At 62.7% G+C, this 17477-nt stretch carries 9 protein-coding genes; 1 reads left to right on the top strand and 8 read right to left on the bottom strand.

What is annotated here, in order from left to right:
* Positions 1–29: 29 nt before the first annotated feature.
* The 6 genes from HWV67_RS00135 to HWV67_RS00110 all read right to left on the bottom strand — a co-directional run bounded on the left by HWV67_RS00135 (position 30) and on the right by HWV67_RS00110 (position 4714).
* The gene (locus tag HWV67_RS00135) at positions 30–698 is read right to left on the bottom strand and encodes a hypothetical protein (RefSeq protein WP_175649414.1); all 669 of its coding nucleotides are present in this window, start codon (positions 696–698) and stop codon (positions 30–32) included.
* A gap of 69 nt (positions 699–767) precedes the next feature.
* A complete protein-coding gene (locus HWV67_RS00130) occupies positions 768–1319 on the bottom strand; it encodes a hydrolase (protein WP_175649413.1) in 552 nt (183 codons plus the stop codon).
* 85 nt (positions 1320–1404) lie between these two features.
* Positions 1405–2124 (bottom strand): thioesterase II family protein, encoded by a 720-nt coding sequence (locus HWV67_RS00125; RefSeq protein WP_175649412.1) that lies wholly within the window; start codon positions 2122–2124, stop codon positions 1405–1407.
* A 10-nt stretch (positions 2125–2134) separates the two neighbouring features.
* Positions 2135–2359: an MbtH family protein gene (locus HWV67_RS00120; RefSeq protein ID WP_175649411.1), complete on the bottom strand. Its 225-nt coding sequence runs from the start codon at positions 2357–2359 to the stop codon at positions 2135–2137.
* Positions 2360–2494: 135 nt separating this feature from the next.
* Positions 2495–3826 (bottom strand): endonuclease/exonuclease/phosphatase family protein, encoded by a 1332-nt coding sequence (locus HWV67_RS00115; RefSeq protein ID WP_175649410.1) that lies wholly within the window; start codon positions 3824–3826, stop codon positions 2495–2497.
* Between the two features lie 9 nt (positions 3827–3835).
* Positions 3836–4714 carry a hypothetical protein gene (locus HWV67_RS00110; RefSeq protein WP_175649409.1) on the bottom strand — a complete coding sequence of 293 codons (879 nt, stop codon included), beginning with the start codon at positions 4712–4714 and terminating at the stop codon, positions 3836–3838.
* Between the two features lie 237 nt (positions 4715–4951).
* Between HWV67_RS00110 and HWV67_RS00105 the strand changes: the two genes are divergently transcribed.
* Positions 4952–5962 (top strand): ABC transporter substrate-binding protein, encoded by a 1011-nt coding sequence (locus HWV67_RS00105; RefSeq protein WP_175650934.1) that lies wholly within the window; start codon positions 4952–4954, stop codon positions 5960–5962.
* Between the two features lie 73 nt (positions 5963–6035).
* Here HWV67_RS00105 and HWV67_RS00100 read toward each other — a convergent pair whose 3' ends face one another.
* Both HWV67_RS00100 and HWV67_RS00095 read right to left on the bottom strand, forming a co-directional pair.
* Positions 6036–11678: an NEL-type E3 ubiquitin ligase domain-containing protein gene (locus tag HWV67_RS00100; RefSeq protein ID WP_175649408.1), complete on the bottom strand. Its 5643-nt coding sequence runs from the start codon at positions 11676–11678 to the stop codon at positions 6036–6038.
* Positions 11679–11801: 123 nt separating this feature from the next.
* Positions 11802–17396 carry an NEL-type E3 ubiquitin ligase domain-containing protein gene (locus tag HWV67_RS00095; protein WP_175649407.1) on the bottom strand — a complete coding sequence of 1865 codons (5595 nt, stop codon included), beginning with the start codon at positions 17394–17396 and terminating at the stop codon, positions 11802–11804.
* Positions 17397–17477: the final 81 nt, after the last annotated feature.

The raw sequence follows: 17477 nt of genomic DNA, 5'->3' as shown, positions 1-17477 counted from the left end.
GACTCAGCGCAAGGCGCTGGTCACCTGGGTTAGCAGCCCGGTTTGCTCAGTTCGGTACCGATGGTCACCGCCGTTACCTTCACCGCCTTGAAACTCTGGTTGGCGACCTCATCGAAGTCGCGCTCGCAGTTGAAGCGGGTGTCGATGACGAAATCCTGGCCCTTGGTTTTTTCCATGGCCTCGCTCCACTGGTTCGAGGCGTTGATGGCGGCATCGTCGACCAGCACAGCCTCCAGCAGAACCTCGGTGAAATTGACCGCGTGCGGTCCCTGCCAAAGCGCATACACCGAGGGGTCAGCGGCGTTGCCGCACAGGTGCAGGCAGTCGGCATAGAACTCCAGCTGGCCGCCGCTGGATTCACTCATCGCGCCGAAGGTCAGCGGCTTGTTGGCGGGCGGTGCGAAGGTGCCGATAAAGCTGGAAAGATCGGCCTTGCACGACGGCGAAAGCTGCAGGCGCAGTTCACTGACGGTACCGCCCGCAGCGTTGGCGGAGATTTCGCAGCCCTGCACGCGGTAGCTGTGGACATCGCCGGACGAGGTCCGGGCTATCCCGGCGATGGATTCGAAATAGCGCAGGTTGGTGCCAAGCATCTCGCCATTGAAGACCTGGGCCACCGTGGCCTGGGCCTGAGCCAGTGCTGGCAGGCAAGCGAGCGTGAGGGTCGAACAAAGGAAGGTCAGTGCGCGGGGGATCATCGAAACATCCTGTCAGTCTGGAAATCCAGCGCGCACTTTAAAACAGGCCATGGCTAATAGCCATTTCCGTTACGGCTGCTCTCCCACCAGGAAGGTCTTGCTGATCGTGCGGAATTTCTCGTGGCCGGCGCTGCGCATCAGTTCGAACAGCACCATTTCGCGGGTGACGATCTGCGCGCCGGCGTCGCGCATGCGTTCAAGCCCGGTGGTTTTGCTGAGCACCGTGCGGCTGTCGCAGGCATCGGCCACCACGAACACCTGCTTGCCCAGCGCCAGCAGTTCGAGCACCGTCTGCAGCACGCAGACATGGGTTTCCATGCCGCACACGATCACCTGCTCGCGGGCCAGCAGTGAAGCGGGCAGGCACTCGCCGGCCACGCAGGAAAAGTGCTGTTTTTCCACCACCGTCGCGGCGCCGGCGACCTCCAGCAGGCTGGCCACGGTGTGGCCAAGGCCCTTGGGGTATTGCTCGGAAATCACCGTCGGCAGCCCGAGTTCCGCCGTGGCGGCGAGCAGCCAGCGGGTGCGCGCCAGGGTGCCAGCGGGGTCGCTGACCGCGCCGATGAGTTTTTCCTGAACGTCGATGACCAGCAGCGTGGCCTGGGAGGAATCGATCAGCATTGTGTCGTGGCTCCTTGCAGTCGGGGGTGCCCGACTATGCAAGCCCGGGGGTGCCGATGGCAACCGCCGGGCCTGGATCATCCACCTATGCCGTCAAACGCAGAGGCTCCAGCGCAGCGCTGAGCACGCCAAGCACTCGGTCTTCATGCTCGTGGATAAAGAAGTGCCCGCCCGGGAACACCTCCAGGGAGAAATCGCCCTGGGTTTCCGCGCGCCAGGCCAGCAATTGCTCCTCGCTGGCGCGGTCGTCTTCGCCGCCGAAGACGTGCAGCGGACAGCACAGCGCCGGGCGCTGGCGATAGGCGTAGTGCCCGCAGAGCAGGAAGTCGGCGCGCAGGATCGGCAGCATCAGGCTCATCAGCTCTTCGTTGGCCAGCACTTCCTCGGGCGTGCCCTGCAAGGTGCGCAACTCGTCCATCAGCTCGGCATCGCTTTTCGCCTCGCGCAAGCGGGCGCCGTCGTACTCCTCGCGGCGACTCGGCGCGGCGGTGCCGCAGGCGAACAACGCCACGGGCGGGCGGCAGCCCAGCGCCTGCAGTTCATGCACCAGCTCAAAGGCCAGCAAGGCGCCGAGGCTGTGGCCCAGCACGGCGTAGGGCTGGTTGGCGGTCAGGCGCTGTTCGGCCGCCAGTTGCCGGGCCAGCGCGGCCAGGTCGGTGTGCAGCGGTTCGGCCAACCGGGCGCCACGGCCCGGCAGTTCGACCGGACGCACGTTCAACCAGGCCGGCAACTTGCGCCGCCAACGGCTGTAGACCATGGCGCTGGCGCCCGAGTACGGCAGGCACAACAGGGTCAGTGACGACACGCCAGGCCCCTCAGGATGCCGCGGCTGCGGCGGCCATCTTCTGGCGCAGGCTCAGCGGGCGCATGTCGGTCCAGACCTCGTCGATCCAGGCCAGGCACTCCTTCTTCAGGCCGCTTTTGCCGGCGGTGCGCCAGCCTTCGGGGATCGCTTTGTAGTCGGGCCAGATCGAATACTGCTCTTCGTGGTTGACCACAACCTGGAACACGATGTCGTCGCGATCGAAAACGGAAGTCATTGCTTGTCTCCTTCATTGAATGACCGCACAGCGCCAGGGCGTGCGTCGATGATCAATGAACGAGTGAGGCCGGCAGGAAATTAGCCCGCCCGCGCCAGCAGCGGCGCGGCGCTCGCTGGCGAGGTGGGCGTGGGGCTAGAAGCTGAAGTGGTAACTCACGTCCGAGTGGTTCGACGGGCCTGGCAGCCCGACGATGCCAGGTGCGCTCGGCGTTGCCGTGCCGTTGGACACCGCGTAATCGAGCATGGCCTGCGGCTGCTCGGCGGGATGGGTCGGGCCGTTGGCCAACTCGAGCCGGGCGATGTCCGGTGGCGATATCCAGTTGCCCGCGTTGGGGCGGGAGCTGGCGGGCCGCGGGTCGCGGTTGAAGTCGCCGAGCATCACGAACGGCGTCTCGGTATGCCAGCTCACTTCACGCAGCACCCGCGATGAATTGACCCCGCCCCCCGAGATAGCGTGAAAGTTGAACACGGTCACATGCTCGTGGTGCAACGCCGACCAGTTCCTCACCCGGATGCCCATTGCAGGGCGGTAAGTGGGGGCGGCAACGCTGACGCCATCGGAGACGACCACCATGTCATGAATGTCCAGATCACTTGCGCCCCGCACCACGATCGCCAGATTGACCCGCAAGCGCTGCACATCGAAGAAGAACACGTGATAGGCCTCGGGACGCGCGGCCGTCCCGAGGTTCCACAGGTAATGATCGATCTGGTGGGCAACACCAAACTGGTCATAAACCCGCAACTGAGCGCTGAGCATCGCCGACGCCGGCACACTGCCCGCCTCCTGCAGAACCACGATGTCATTGACCCGCGCCAGTTGCCGCACCCGGGTGCGCCACTTCGACTCGGTGGATGCCGAAGCCCCCTGCATATTCCAGGTGGCAATCCCGAACCGGCGCGCCGGGCCGCTCTCTGCGGGCCGGCCGATTTCAATCTGCGGCGAGCCGTTATGGACCATGACGCGCGCACGGAAGTAGTCACGAATACTGCCTTGCAGACGGATATGGGCATGCCAGGGACCGCACGCCGCCCCCACGATATGTTGCAACCGCCGCAGGGCATCGCTGGCATCGAGGAAAAACGGGCCGGCGTGGCTTCTCAGGCCATTCATGATCAGCGCATGGTGCAGGTGGTAGAAGCTCAACAACGTCAAATACAGCTGCGCGCGCGGCACCGCATGGAGGACGCGTATGAGCGTGTTGTCGTTGTAGAGCCTGGCGAATGACTCGGACAGTGCTCTGGCAAAGTAAGCCTGCTCCGTTTCATTGCGGCTGCGCATGTACTGGAACGACACGACATACGACAGGTAGGCGGCCGTGTGCTGCGCGGTTTCAGGGGCCGTCGGCAATAACAGGACGATATCCCGGGCGATGATTTCAAACTGGGTCTGCAACGCCGTATCGGCGAGGCCGGGGGTCAAGTGGGCATCAATATAGTCAGCGATGGATTTATCAACAGGCATGACGCTACCTCAAGGTGCACCGCGATACAGCGCATACAGGCGGCCAGCCAATACGCCCAGCCCCACGCGTTCAGTGGCCATGAGATTCGAACTGACGGTCGGCGGGCTGGTGGCGTTGCCGTCGTAGCCATACTGGAAAAGATCACGCCTGTTTGGCGCCGATGCCGGGCCATTGAACACGACCTTGAGCAAACCGTTGTGAACAACGGCACTTGGCGGGTGGGTGTATTTCTCCGCGATAAACAAGCGCGGCCTCGTCCAGTTAGTGCCACCGTCGAACTTCAATAACTGGTGATTGCCGTTGGTATCGGTGGCGAATACATGAATCAGACCCTGATACCAGATAACCGTGGGCGGGTTTTCGCAGAGCAGCAGATTGGCACCTTCTTCATAGATCCACTGTTCATCGGACCATGTCGTGAAATCTCTGGTTTTGCGCCAGGCGATGATCTTGTTGGGCCGGCTGTAAAACATGTAGAGCATGCCGTCCATTTCCACGAATGACGGCGGTCGGGTGATGTTCGTGAGGTTCGGCAACGGCCCCATCATGAATGCGCCGGTGGCATCGTCGTAGGTAAAGCGCCAACAGGCCGAACTTCCGTCCGCGCCCTTCACCACCACGAAGACATACAGGTTTTTACCCACCGTGAAGATGGCTGGCGCCTGGCTCGCGTAGATACGCGGGCCAAGGTCCACGGGTGCAGTCCAGGCGCCCTGCTCTGTTTTGGTAATGACCTTCACTTGCCCCCAGATATCGAACTCATCGATATAGACGCAAAACAGTGTTCCGCCATGAACTGCCACCCCGCAGCCACCTCGGGTCGACGCGGGGGTTTGCAAAGAATGGTTCAGGATTCCGTGAGCGCTGGAGGTATAGAAAATATGCATGCCGGTAGCCGCGCGACTGAATGAAGCGCCAGTACAACAGCAACAACCCGGCTGTTCAGCCAGATACGAACGCTTGTTCCCGTAAGAAAATCCACTGTCCGACCAGAGCAACTTCTGTGTTGCGAAAGGTCATTGGAATAATGATCGCGGCATGCCCTGGAACATTGTCCGCTGACCCTAAAGACCTCTACTACACTGCCTCACTTACCGAACAGACGCCTGCACAAGCGAGACATGATGAACCGGCTCACTTCCCTGATCTGCGGCATGCTGCTTTCCCTGGCCATGGTGTTCCCCGCCAGCGCGGCGGCGCCGAACGCGCCCATCTACTTCGGTGACATCACCTGGGAAAGCGGCAGCTTTACCACCGAGTTGCTGCGGTTCATCGTCGAGCACGGCTATGGCTACCCCACCGATACCCTGCCGGGCAGCACCGTAAGCATGGAAGTGGCGTTGGCGCGCAACGATATCCAGGTGATCGGCGAAGAGTGGGCTGGTCGCAGCCCGGCCTGGGTCAAGGCCGAGCAGGCCGGTGAAGTGTTCGCGATCGGCGATACCGTGAAGAACGCCGACGAAGGCTGGTGGGTGCCGGAGTTCGTGATCAAGGGCGATGCGCAACGCGGCATCAAGCCACTGGCCCCGGAGCTGCGCTCGGTCTCTGACCTCAAGCGCTACGTTGCGGTGTTTCAGGACCCCGAGGCGCCGGACAAGGGGCGTTTCCTCAATAGCCCCAGCGGCTGGACCTCCGAAACGGTCAACAGCCAGAAGCTCAAGGCCTATGGCCTGGACAAGTTGTACGTCAACTTTCGCAGCGGCTCGGGCGCGGCACTGGATGCCGAAATCATCTCATCGATCCGGCGCGGCAAGCCGGTGCTGTTCTACTACTGGTCGCCCACTCCGCTGATGGGGCGTTTCCCCCTAGTGCGCCTGGAAGAGCCACCCTTCGACGCGGCTGCCTGGGCCACCCTGACCGACGCCAGAAACGCCGCGCCCAAGGGCAGTCGCTCGCTGCCGGCCAAACTGTCGATTGGCGTTTCAGCGCCGTTTCGTCAGCAGCACCCGGAGCTGGTGGCGTTCTTCGCCAAGGTCGACCTGCCGATTGAAACCCTCAACAAGACCCTGGCGCAGATGAGTCAGAAACGCCAGGAACCGGCAGCGGCGGCGCGGGAGTTTCTCAAAGCCAATCCGCAGATCTGGCGACAATGGGTGCCGGCGGATGTGGCCGACAAGGTGCAGGGGCAGCTGTGAGTTTTGTGGTTTTGTGGGGTGCCTGAAGGGGCCGGCAACCTCACCACACCGCCCCCAAAGCCCAGACACAGCACTAATCGTGAGCATGCCCCTGAAGAATGGTCAGCTCATCGACAAGGCTCCGCTCATCGTGCCGAAGCTGCGCCTCCAACTCGCGGATACGCTCGCTTGAGCGCTCCGGCATATCGTCCGGATACAGGTCTATCAACTCCAGCACCCGCGCCTGGAACATGTTGTTGACCACATTGAAACGTTCGGCATAGACCTCACGCAGATACGCCACCCAAAAATCCTGCTGCGCCGCGTAGCTCAAAAACGGCTGCCCGCCCTCGCCCTGCCGGACCTTCTCCAACGCCCGGTCCAGCTCTGCCGGCCGCACATCGGCAACCGTGCGGTACAGCATCCGGCTCGGTGGCAGCGGCAGGTCAAGCTCTTCAGCCCAGTGCAGGCGATAGACCAGCCGCACCTCCGCTTCATCGCGGGTGTCGGCTGCCTCGCGGGCGATCGTATCCAGCTCATGCAAGCGGTACAGGCGCCGCACCAGCCGATACAGCGCCGACCCGCGCTCCTGCTCCGGCACCGCTTGCAACGACTGGATGGTGAAGACCTGGACTTCCATCTGGTTGAACTCCAGACGGATTCCGTCGGGGCACGTGTCGTAGTTTCTGAGCTGGCGCAGTGGTTCCTGCGCCATGCCGTTGAGGGTCTGGCGCAGCTCGATGTTCTGCACCGCCACGTCGAGTACCCGCCACACCCGGGCGATCAGCTCGGGCCGGCTGACGGCGTTGCGATAGTCGGCGGTGTAGCGTAGCCGCCCGACCATCCGCAACAGGTCCGCCGCATCGAAACCTTCAAGCTGCTCCCAGATACCACGGCGCATTTCATTTTCCGCCACGCTACCGGTCAGCCAGAAGTCGACCGGCGTGTCGTCCTCATCGAGGCTCATGCTGCCGCCATGGGAATGCGTCAGGCTCACGACAGACTCGTCCGAATCCGAAAGGTGCGCCTCGCCCTGGAGTTGCTGGATATCGTCCGGCAAGGTGATTTCGAATATAAAGGGCCGATTGTCCGCGACCGAAATATAGGCACGGCGCATGGTCTCGTAGGTCAAGGGATTATCGAGCAGTGAAATTTCGGTCAGACCCGCGGGATTGCGATGGTTTGCCAGCAAGTATTCCGGCAACTCGGTGAGCAGGTTGTTCTCCAGGCTCAGCACCTCCACCCCCTGTGGAATCAGCTCTTCGAGCCAGGCCGGCCAGGTGTCGATGCCCATTTCGTTCAGGCTCAGCAGCTCAAAGTGACGGGCCGCCAGCCCCGACACGTTGGTGATCGTGCCCAGCGTATTGCCATCGAGTTCCAGCGACGAAAGCGCCGGCAGCTCGGCGAGCAAGTCCACCGCCGCCTGGTCGATACGAACCCCTTGGTAATTCAACGCCAGGCTTCTCAGTGCCGGCATTCCCCGCAGTGCACTGGGTAACGCGGTGGCGGGAGGCGTGCGGCCACTGATGGCCAGCTCTTCCATTTGCGAAAAACCCTCAAGAAAGAGGTTGAGCGCCTCGCTGGTTCCGACGGGCATCAGCAGTTCCATACGCCTTACTCGCTGATAGAAAAAGTCCGGCAAGCGCCGCGGAAAGTCATCGAGGGCGAGGGAGTCCAGTTGCAGCAGAGGGGAGGCATTGCCCTGCGCCTTCTCTTGCCAGAACGCCAGAATGCTATCGGCCACTCGACGGCGTGCGGCGATCTGCTGATCGCCCAATGGCCGCGTCGAGCTGGAAGTCTCTCGCCACATTTCAAGGGACTCGATCAGTTGCGCACACTCGCGCTGATGCAGGTCCAGATCGGCCTGGAGCACATCGGGAATATCCATGTCGAAGCTGAAGCGGCGGCCAGAGCCCTCGCTCAACCGGGTATTGAGAATCGCCTGGCGGGACAGCACATTGCCTTGCAACGCGACCCGGGTGTGCTGCGTCGCGTTGGCTTCGTTCTGCAGGATATGCGTTGGCAATTCGAGGAGGCGATTGCCCACCAGTGAGAGCTCGCTGATCCGGCTGAGTGCCTGGCTATCAAGCCAGTTGGGCCAGCGCGTCATGCCAACGCGATTCAACGACAGGGAGGTCAGGTTGTTCCCCAAAGCACGCAGGTGCAGCCCCTGGGAGGGCAGATGCAGTCCCACGAAATGGATGCTCGGCGCATCCACCAGGAAGTTGCCGCTGAGGTCCAGGTGCTGCAACTCGGTCAAGCCTGCCAGCGGCTCCAGCGCCAGCCACTCCAGATTCAGTTGCAGGTTGTTCAGATGCAAGCGCCGCAGGTGCGGGCAACTCATGGCCACCACCCGAGGCAGGTCCCTGACCGGCCAGCCGATGCTGTGATGGATTTCCAGGGTGCGGGCCTGGGGAAAACGCTGCAGAAACGGCGGTAGCGCTCCTTCATAGTGGAGGACACCATCCGCGCCAAACACCGATGCCGGCATCCCTACGACAAAGTCCCGCAGCACCAGGCCGTGCACGCGGTCGTAGACGAACGCCGGCAACTGCTCGGGAAAGTCCGAGACAAAAATGGACTCCAGCCGCAACGGCTGGTCGGTACGACCAATCTCCGGCAGGTTGTTGGCTCGCCAGTGCTCCCACAACCCCAGGGCAATGCGATCTTGGCCAATCATGTGGGCTTCGCTCGGTTCGACAATCAGGGACATGACCCGCCGCCAGCGAGTGAGGCTCCTCAATAGCAGCCCTTGCTCTTCGAGCAACTCGTCCAGACGCACGCTGATGGCCGCCCGGCTCAGGCCGACGCTGTACAGCGCCTGGAGGATGGCTTCGGCAAAGATGTCGGGAAACTCAAGCTGGCGGATCTTGTCCAGCAGCGTCTCTTCGCTGATATAGGTTGCCAGGGCGCCCCGACCGCTCAGCGGATAGCCGAGCCGACCGTCGGCAAGGCGCATTGGCGAGCGGGCGACGGGCTGTTCAGGCTGCATCTGCAACGCCTGTCGTGCCTGCGGCCGAGGCAGCAACGGTTGTTCATGCAGGAACAGGCGCAGCGCCGCTTTCCCGCCCGGTACCACGCCCAGTGCTTTCTGCTGCTCCAGGGGCAGCGCTTCGAGCACCGCCGCATACAGATCATCAGGGGGCATTGCGGCGAGAGGATGGTCAAAGCCGGCGACCTGATAACCTTCGGCGCCCTTGAGCAGCACCTTGTGAATCGGCGCATCAGCGGCGCCCACACTGTCGATCAACGGCCCATCGAGGGAGCGCTCGCGAACCTCCAGACGCACCTGCGGCGACCACCCCGGCAGGGTTTCAAGGCTGTGCAGGACAAGAATGTCGCTGTCGGCGTTGTCCACATGCTGCAGATAAAACCCCTCGTAGGCCCGCGCCAGGCGCACACTCTGCAGAAAAACCCGGGCCTCTTCGGCAAGCCGCAAGGGCACCTTGTGCTCATCCCGCAATTGCGCCAGTTCGGCCGCATCGGCCTGCGCCAACAGCTCGTCGGCCACTGCCACCGGCAAGCCGCTGAACGCACCCGTCAGCAGCCGCACCTCAGCAGACGCCTGCGCCTGCTGCGCGTCATAGCGAGTAGCGAACAACGCCGCCCGCGCCGAACGACTCAAGCCCTCACTGGCGGCGCCTATCTCCTTGTCCAGTCGCATGCGCTCAAGCGTATCAACCAGCAGAGCGGGTGGCCGCGCACTGTCGGCCAAGGCGCGACGAAGTTGCGCCGGGTAGGTATTGCTGACCTGAAGAAGACGACGGGCGGCCTGGTCCGACAGACCGTGCGCCAACGGCCCCAGTCGTTGCAAAAGGGTCAGCCCTTCCCACTCCAGCGGCTGGTCCAGCTCATGCAGCCAACCGCCGGCGCCGTTACTGCGCAACACGGGCTGGTAGGCGTCGGCACGCTCCGGATGCCTCAGGTAATGCGCTGCACCCTGGGTATCTGACTGGACGCAAAAGACGCGTTCTTCCAGGGGCAGCCAGCGTTTGCCCTGGAAGCTGTAGAGCCCGAGGGCGTCGGGCTTGAGCCCCGCCGGCAGAACGATGTCATGGGCGAAGGGACGCAGGTCGGGTTGCCACAAGCGGTGACTACCATCTTCCAGGCGAACTGTTCGCATCTGTGCCACCGCCGCCGGCACCTCAAGCGCCGGCACCCCGCGCCCCGCACCCCAGACTGCGCCGGACGCAGCGATCTGGGCGAGGTTCTCGACCACATCCATGAGGTAATCCCACGCCTGATCGCGATCACCCTGGCTCAGGCTGTGAAAACCTTCATAGACTTCATAGCCCAGTTGCGCGGCCGTAATAGCCAGCATCACCATACCCAGGCCAGGCATCACAAAGGCGGCGAGGTTGAGCGCATCGAAGGCCAGACCGGCAAAGTAGCGCAACCGGGCGTCATGGGTCTTCTGATCTTCGTCCGCCGTCGGCACCGCATGGAACAAGGCATCATCCCTGAGCACGGCGATTTTCTGCCTGACGATATCGGTGAGCACGGCGCCAGAATGTATCTGTATCCCCACCACCAGCTCGGCATTGCTGTCCTTGCCCTCTTCATACCAGCCGCCGCTGTTCCACACCTTGGGGTAGAGCGCTTTGCGGATCTTGCCAAACACTTCACTACGATGGCGCGCCGGCACGAAACGCTCGAAGAACTTCAGGTACTGCGGCCGGAACAACTTGTCGCGCAAGGCCTCCTGAAACTGCTGGAACGAGGCGTACTCCTTGAGCGGGTTGAACGGGTCGTCCGGTATGTAGACGATGACCGCGCCTTTGCTGCGATCACGCACCCACTGCGGCGGGCCAATGCCAACGTTGGCCAGCATGTATTCGCTGGCGACCACAATGCCCGTCAGCTCGATATCCCACAGTGTCAGAAAACTGCAGCGCAGCGAGGTGAGCGTCCGGGCGGGTTCAGCGCGGGTCAGACGCTTGATCAGCGTGTTGTACAGGGGCTGGCTGATGTCGTTTTTCAAGTACGCCATATGCGCCTGGTACACCAGCGCCGCGCCCTCGAAGCGCAAGAACGCAAGTTGATTCTTTCCGGCGGCCGCTACGGGAGCATTCAGAACGGAATCAATCAGCGTCTGATATTGCCCACCCAGGTCCAGGGTGCGACAAAGGGCGGCGAATGCTTCAGGCTCGATATCAACCGGCGTACTGCGCTGTGTCGCTTCATCCTCGATATAGATGCTCGACTTCAGCCTGGCGTGCTGCATGCCGCCGGGCTCGGCTTCCCAGGCTTCGAAGTTTTGCAGGGCCGCACGCAGTAGTGTCTGCGTCGCGACGCGTATCGACCTGGAGCTCTCGACAAGCGGGTCTCGGGAGAGGGCAAGGAACGAGTCATCGGCCTGCACACGCCCGGCATGAAACAGCCAGGTCGTGCGGACATTGAGACTCAGATTGAAGCGTTTCTGGATCGCGGCATTGAGTAGCGGTTCGGCAAACACTTCAAGGTCGGGAATCCGCGCCAACAAGGCCTGGACCCTGCTCTCCAGACGGCGATGTACCCCATAGGCCGGTTTCAACAAACGGGCCAGGCCCGGGCGTTCCCTCATGGCGTTAACGAACCAGGGAGCGGTATTCGGCCCCATTGCCCGCAGTGTTCGGTGCAGGTCGCCGGGGGCCTTGATCAGCCACTGCGGAATCTTGTTTCCAACCGTCTCGTACTGCGAATTTTCCACCGCCGTTTTTTCGCCTGACGGTATGACAGCGTCGATCGAATCCGACATGGGACTGCCTCGGGTAATCAATGGGAGTCCCAGCGTAGCGACAACAATCGGGCGAGATTAACTACAAGAATATTTTCACAACCCGCTGTTTTATCGGACGCCGGGCTCCCTCCCCGTCCCTGTTTATACGAGTTCCAGGCCCTCGTGATTGGTCAGTTCATGGATCAGGTTCAGCTCGTCGCTCTGCAATTGCATCTCCAATGTCCGGACCCGTTCACTGGCCCGTGCTGGTTCATCGTCAGGGTACAAATCCAGCAACTCCAGCACCCGCGCCTGGAACATCTCCCTGAGTGCGCTGAAACGCTCTGCGTAGGTCTCGCGAAGGTACGCCACCCAGAAGTCGCGCTGCGCCGCGTAATCGCGAAACGCTTGGCCGCCCTCACCCTGCTGAACCCTCACCAGGGCTCGCTGCAATTCCCCCGGCTGCAGATCGGCCACCGGGCGAAACAGCATGTGCCCCGGCGGCAGCGGCAGGTCCAGCTCCCCGGCCCAGTGCAGGCGGTACGCCAGGCGCACTTCGGCTTCGTCGCGCGTCCCTGCCTGTTCACGGGCAATCGTGTCCAGTTCCTGCAGGCGGTACAGGCGACGTACCAACCGATACAGCGCAGGCCCGCGCTGCTGCGGGGGCACATCGCGCAGCGACTGCTGGGTAAAGACCTGGACTTCCATCTGATTGAACTCAAGGCGGATGCCGTCCGGGCAGGTGTCATAGTTTCGGAGCAGTTGCAGCGGCTCCTGCGCCATGCCGTTGAGCGCCACGCGCAATTGCCCGTCCTGGGCACACGCCTCCAGCACGCGCCAGACACGCCCAACCAATTCAGGGCGGGCCGCAGCGGTGCGGTAGTCGGCCGTGAACCGCAATTGCCCGATCAGTCTGAGCAAATCCGGGGCATCCTCCGCGCGCTCCAATTGCTGCCAGATGCCAATGCGCGCCTCGTTTTCATCGGTATTCTCGGTCAACCAGGGGGCGAAACTGTTGTAGTCCCCCTCAGAACTGTCACTGGTGCTGGGGCTATGCTCGCCAGGGCCGGCAAACTGGTCCGAGTCCGAGGAGTGCGGCGCGACTGGCAAGCGCCGGATCGCCTCGGGAATGTCCATTCGGAATACAAAGGGCCGATGCCCCGACTCGGAAATGAACGCCCGGAGCAGGGTGTCGTAGCTCAGCGGGTTGTTTAACAGCGATATCTCGGAAGACTCATCCAGGTTGCGCCGGTTTTGCAGGAGGTACTCCGGCAACTGGGTCAGTAGATTGTTGTCCAGGCTCAGCACCTGAACTTGGCGCGGAACCAACGCGCTCAGCCAGTCTGGCCAGGTCTGCATGCCCACCCCGGCCAGGCTCAACATGTTCAGGTAGCGCATGCTCAACCCCGACACATCGGTGATGGTGCCCAGGGTGTTTCCATCCAGCTCCAGCGACCACAGTTCCGGCAAGCCGCTGATGAAGTCGATCACACTCTGGTCAATGACCAGTTGCTGGTTGGTCAGGGCAAGGGTTCTGAGTTCCCGGAGTTGCAACAGCGCCTGCGGCAGCGCGGTCATCGGCACGGCCTGCGAACTGATGCTCAGCTCTTCCAGCTGAGGGAAGCGCAACAGCAACCGGTCGAGTTCCTCCGCTGTCCCGCTGGGCCGCAACAGATCCAGGCGGCGCACGTGCTCATAGAAAAAGTCTGGCAACTGCAGCGGGACGTCGGCGAAGGCAACCCCGTCCAGTCGCAACAATGGTGTGTAGAAGCTCTGAATGCATTCATTCCAGAAATCCAGAATGGCCTCGCTGATTCGCCAGCGATCCCGCGCCTGTTGCTCATCCTGGGGCTGCGCCGATCCGGACGTTTCCCGCCACTGCCCCATGGCCTCGTTCAACAACCGGGTCTGCGCCAGGCACACGTCCAGTTCGGCCTGCAGCGCGGCGGGAACATCGAGGTCGAAACTGAACCGTCGGCCCACGCCCTCACTCAGCCGGACACTGAAAATGGTTTGCCGGGAAAGCACATTGCCGCGCAAAAACACCTGGGTGTGAACCACAGAATTGCCCTGATTGTGCAGCATGGGTTCCGGCAGTTCGGTGAGGTGATTGTCGGCCAGGGACAGTTCACTGATGTTTTCCAGGGCCTGACTGTCGAGCCAAGTCGGCCAACGGGTCAGGCCCATGTTATCCAGGCCCAGAAAGTCCAGTTGCGGCTCGTTGAGTCGCATGACCGCCTGAACATCAAGTGGATTGCCACTGAGATCAAGCCGACGTAGCCCTCTCATTGCGCGGAAATCGTCGAATACGCCCTGGTTCACCGTCAGTTGCTGGTTGGCCAGGCGCAGGTTCCTCAACCACGGGAAACTCTGCATCACGATCTGCGGTAATTCATTGGCCGGCCATCCTGTGCCGCGGTCGAGACTCAGGGACCTCACCACAGGAAATCGCTGCAAAAAGACCGACAACTGCTGCTCCTGCTGCACGATGCCATTGGCCTCGACCGATACCCGCAGGGCCGGTGCTGTCAGGTCCTCCAGCTCGAGCGCCCGCACCCGCTCGTAGACAAAGGCCGGCAGGTGCTCGGGAAAATCATCCACAGAAATCGAGCGCAACTGCAAAGGCCGGCGGTTGCGACCGATCTCCGGCAAGGCGTTGCTTCGCCAGTGCGCCCACAACGCCTCGCCGATCCGCTCGCGGCTGGCGAGCCGTTCAGCATCCGGGCTGGCGCTCGCCCACTCGGCCAGGCTGGCGCTCAGTTCGCGATGCTCCTCGACCAGCACGTCAAGCCGCTCGCTGATGGCTGCACGGTTGAGGTTCACACTGTAGAGATCGCGCAAGATGTCTTCGGCGTGAGCATCCTCGAGTTCGAGCAGGCGGATTTTGTCGAGCAGCGTGTCTTCGCTGATGTAGCCGGGCAGGACGCCGCGGCCACTCAGGGGATAACCCGGCCGGCCATCGGCCAGGCGCATCGGCGAGCGCGCGGCGGGACGCAACGGTTGCATCTTCAACAGGCTGCGCAGCTCCTGCCGCGACAGCAATGGTTGCGCCTGCACCTTGAGTTTCAGCGCGAGCGCCGGGTCTTCTCCGAGCAGCGCCAAGGCTTCGCGCTGAGGTGCGGGCAGCGCCGCCAGCACCCCGCCATACAGATCGACCGCCGCCGGCGCTGGCGGCGCGCCGTGTACGCGAAAGCCCTCGGCATTCTCGATCAGCACCCGGCAAACAGGTGCATCGGCCGGGCCAATGCTGTCTAGCAATTCGCCGTCGAACGCCATCGCCCGGACTTCAAGACGCACTGCCGGCGACCAGCCCGGCAGCCGCGCAAGGCTGTGCAGGATCAGCCTGTCGCTGTCGGGGTTATCGGCATAGCGCAAGAACAGCCCTTCATACGCCCGCGCCAGCCGCACCTTTTGCAGATACGCGCGCGCTTCCCCGGCAAGACGCAGCGGGATCTTCTGTTCGTCGCGGACGATTTCGAGTTCCGCAGCGTTCGCATGCGCCAGTAGTTCCTCGATCACTTTGCCGGGCAGGCTGGCAAAGCTGCGCTTGAATACGTGCGCTTCCTCCGAGGCCACAGGATTGAGCCGCTCATATGCGCCGCTGAGCAACTGCGCCCGGTGCGCCCGACTGATACCTTCGCCTACCGTGCCCAGCAATTGATCGAGACGGAAGCGCTCAACCGTGTCGGAGAGCAGCGCCGGCGGCCGCTGCCCTTCCACCAAGGCACGACGCAGCTGCGCCTCATGGGTATCGCTGACATACAGGGCACGCCGGGCGGCCTCGTCGGACAACTCGTCGCCCTCCGCGCCCAAACGTCGGAACAGGGTCAGCCCTTCCCACTCCAGCGGCTGGTCCAGCTCGTGCAGCCAGGCCCCCGCCGTGTTGTGGCGCACGGCAGGGCGATATGCATCGGCCCGCTGCGGGTGCTCCAGGTAGCTGCCGCTTTCGCCGTTCTTGACCGAGTACAACCGCCCTTCCAGCGGCAGCCACTGTTTGCCTTGAAAGTGGTAGAGCCCCTGCGCATCAGGCGTGAGCCCCGCCGGCAAGACGGTATCGTGGGCGAAGGGTGCCAGGTCCGGTGTCCACAGCCGGGTCGTGCCATCGGGCAGGCGCACCGGGCGCATCCGCCCGACGGCCGACGGTACTTCCAGCGCCGGGATCCCCGCCCCTGACGAAGCACCGCCCAACGCGGCCATCAAGGCCAGGTTCTCGACCACGTCCATCAAGTACTCCCAGGCCTGCTCGCGCTCGCCCGCAACCAGACTGTCGATGCCTTCGAACACTTCGTAGCTCAACTGCACGGCCGCCACCGCCATCATCACCGCGCCTAGCCCCGGCACCACAAAGCCCGCGACGTTGAGTACCGCAAAGGCGACGTCGCCGAAGTAGCGCAGTTTTTCCATCAGCGATTTGTGGTCCTCATCAGCTGTCGGCACCGCGTGAAACAGGGCGTCGTCCTTCAGGGCCGCGATCTTCTGCTGCACCAGCCGGGAAAACACATTGCCACCAAAGGGAAGATCGACCAGCTTCAGGAGAGCGTCGTCGTCCTGGCCCTGTTCATACCAGCCGCCACTGTTCCAGACCTTGGGATGAAACGTGCGCTGCAATATCCCGAACAGTTCCGCGCTGTGGCGCGCAGGCACAAATCGCTGAAAGAACTTCAGATAGTCCGGCTCCCGCAAGCGGTCCCGCAGCGCCTCGACGAACTGGGCGAACGAGGCAAATTCCTTGAACGGACCGAACGGGTCGTCGGGGATGTAAACGACCAGGGGCTCGTCATGATTCAGGCCCTCCCAGCGTGGGTAACTGGTCGGCAGCGAACCCGGCGAATAATTGCCAATGACCACGATGCTTTTCAGTTCTACATCCCATGCGCCAAGAAAGCCGCTGACCAGCGAGGCGTCCGCGGATGCCTGCCCGTCGCTGAAGGACCGTACCGCGTCATACAGCCGTTCGCTGATATCGCCTTTCAGGTAAGCGAGATGAAGCTGCAGTAAAAACGCCGAGCGCTCGAAGTTCTCCAACAGGCGGTGAGGCGTTTCACCGGTTGGCGCTTGCGCTGCACTGTCCGTGGATGACCCGGCGAGTACCGAGTCGATCAACGCCTGGTATTGCCCGCCCAGGTCGAGGGTGCGGCAGAGTGCGGCAAACTGCTCCGGCACAATGGCAACGGCGTCGCCTTGCAAGGTCTCGGTGGCGCTCGACGCGGCATAGATCATCGAGTCATGGGCAGGACTGGCCATGCCGGACGCTGCGGTTTCCCACGCTTCGAAGTTCTGCAGCGCGGCATGCAGCAATGACTGGGTCGCCAGCCTCATCGCGTTGTAGTTCGCCACCACCGGGTCCCGGGAGGCGGCCGCGAAGGAATCATCGAGATGCACGCGGCCGGCATGAAACAGGTAGGTGCTGCGCACATCGAGGTCCAGGCCAAACCGCCGGCTGATCCCGGCCTTGAGCAACGGCTCGGCAAAGGCCTCGATGGAAGGAAGCCGCGCCAGCAGCGCATTGACCTGCGCCTCATGATGATGGTGCTGCGCGTACGCCTCTCGCACCCGCGCACTGACCTGAGCCTTGTCGCGCAGGGCCGTGTCGATCCAGGGGGAGACGTTGCGCCCGGCGGAGCGCAACGTCTGCCGTGTCGCTTGCGGTGCGTTGAGCAGCCAGTCCGGAACGTTGCGTCCAATCGATTCAAGCCAGACATCGTGCCGGGCTGAGGGTGGTGGTGTGCGCGTCGCAGAAGCGTGTGAATCGTCCATGAACATACCTGCTGGCGTGGGTTGGGTTGGCGGAGGGTATAAGCCCGCCACCTCGCCAAACAACGTCAATCCGCCCGTGGA

The sequence above is a fragment of the Pseudomonas sp. Marseille-P9899 genome (assembly GCF_903166565.1).
Classification (GTDB): domain Bacteria; phylum Pseudomonadota; class Gammaproteobacteria; order Pseudomonadales; family Pseudomonadaceae; genus Aquipseudomonas; species Aquipseudomonas huaxiensis.
The sequence above is the reverse complement of the archived record's forward strand: the minus strand, read 5'-3'. Positions and strand labels throughout refer to the sequence as shown.

Excerpts from the sequence above, each read along its gene's own strand:
- HWV67_RS00135 (WP_175649414.1), bottom strand. The coding sequence starts at position 698 with ATGATCCCCCGCGCACTGACCTTCCTTTGTTCGACCCTCACGCTCGCT.
- HWV67_RS00130 (WP_175649413.1), bottom strand. The coding sequence starts at position 1,319 with ATGCTGATCGATTCCTCCCAGGCCACGCTGCTGGTCATCGACGTTCAG.
- HWV67_RS00120 (WP_175649411.1), bottom strand. The coding sequence starts at position 2,359 with ATGACTTCCGTTTTCGATCGCGACGACATCGTGTTCCAGGTTGTGGTC.
- HWV67_RS00115 (WP_175649410.1), bottom strand. The coding sequence starts at position 3,826 with ATGCCTGTTGATAAATCCATCGCTGACTATATTGATGCCCACTTGACC.
- HWV67_RS00110 (WP_175649409.1), bottom strand. The coding sequence starts at position 4,714 with ATGCATATTTTCTATACCTCCAGCGCTCACGGAATCCTGAACCATTCT.
- HWV67_RS00105 (WP_175650934.1), top strand. The coding sequence starts at position 4,952 with ATGAACCGGCTCACTTCCCTGATCTGCGGCATGCTGCTTTCCCTGGCC.
- HWV67_RS00100 (WP_175649408.1), bottom strand. The coding sequence starts at position 11,678 with ATGTCGGATTCGATCGACGCTGTCATACCGTCAGGCGAAAAAACGGCG.
- HWV67_RS00095 (WP_175649407.1), bottom strand. The coding sequence starts at position 17,396 with ATGGACGATTCACACGCTTCTGCGACGCGCACACCACCACCCTCAGCC.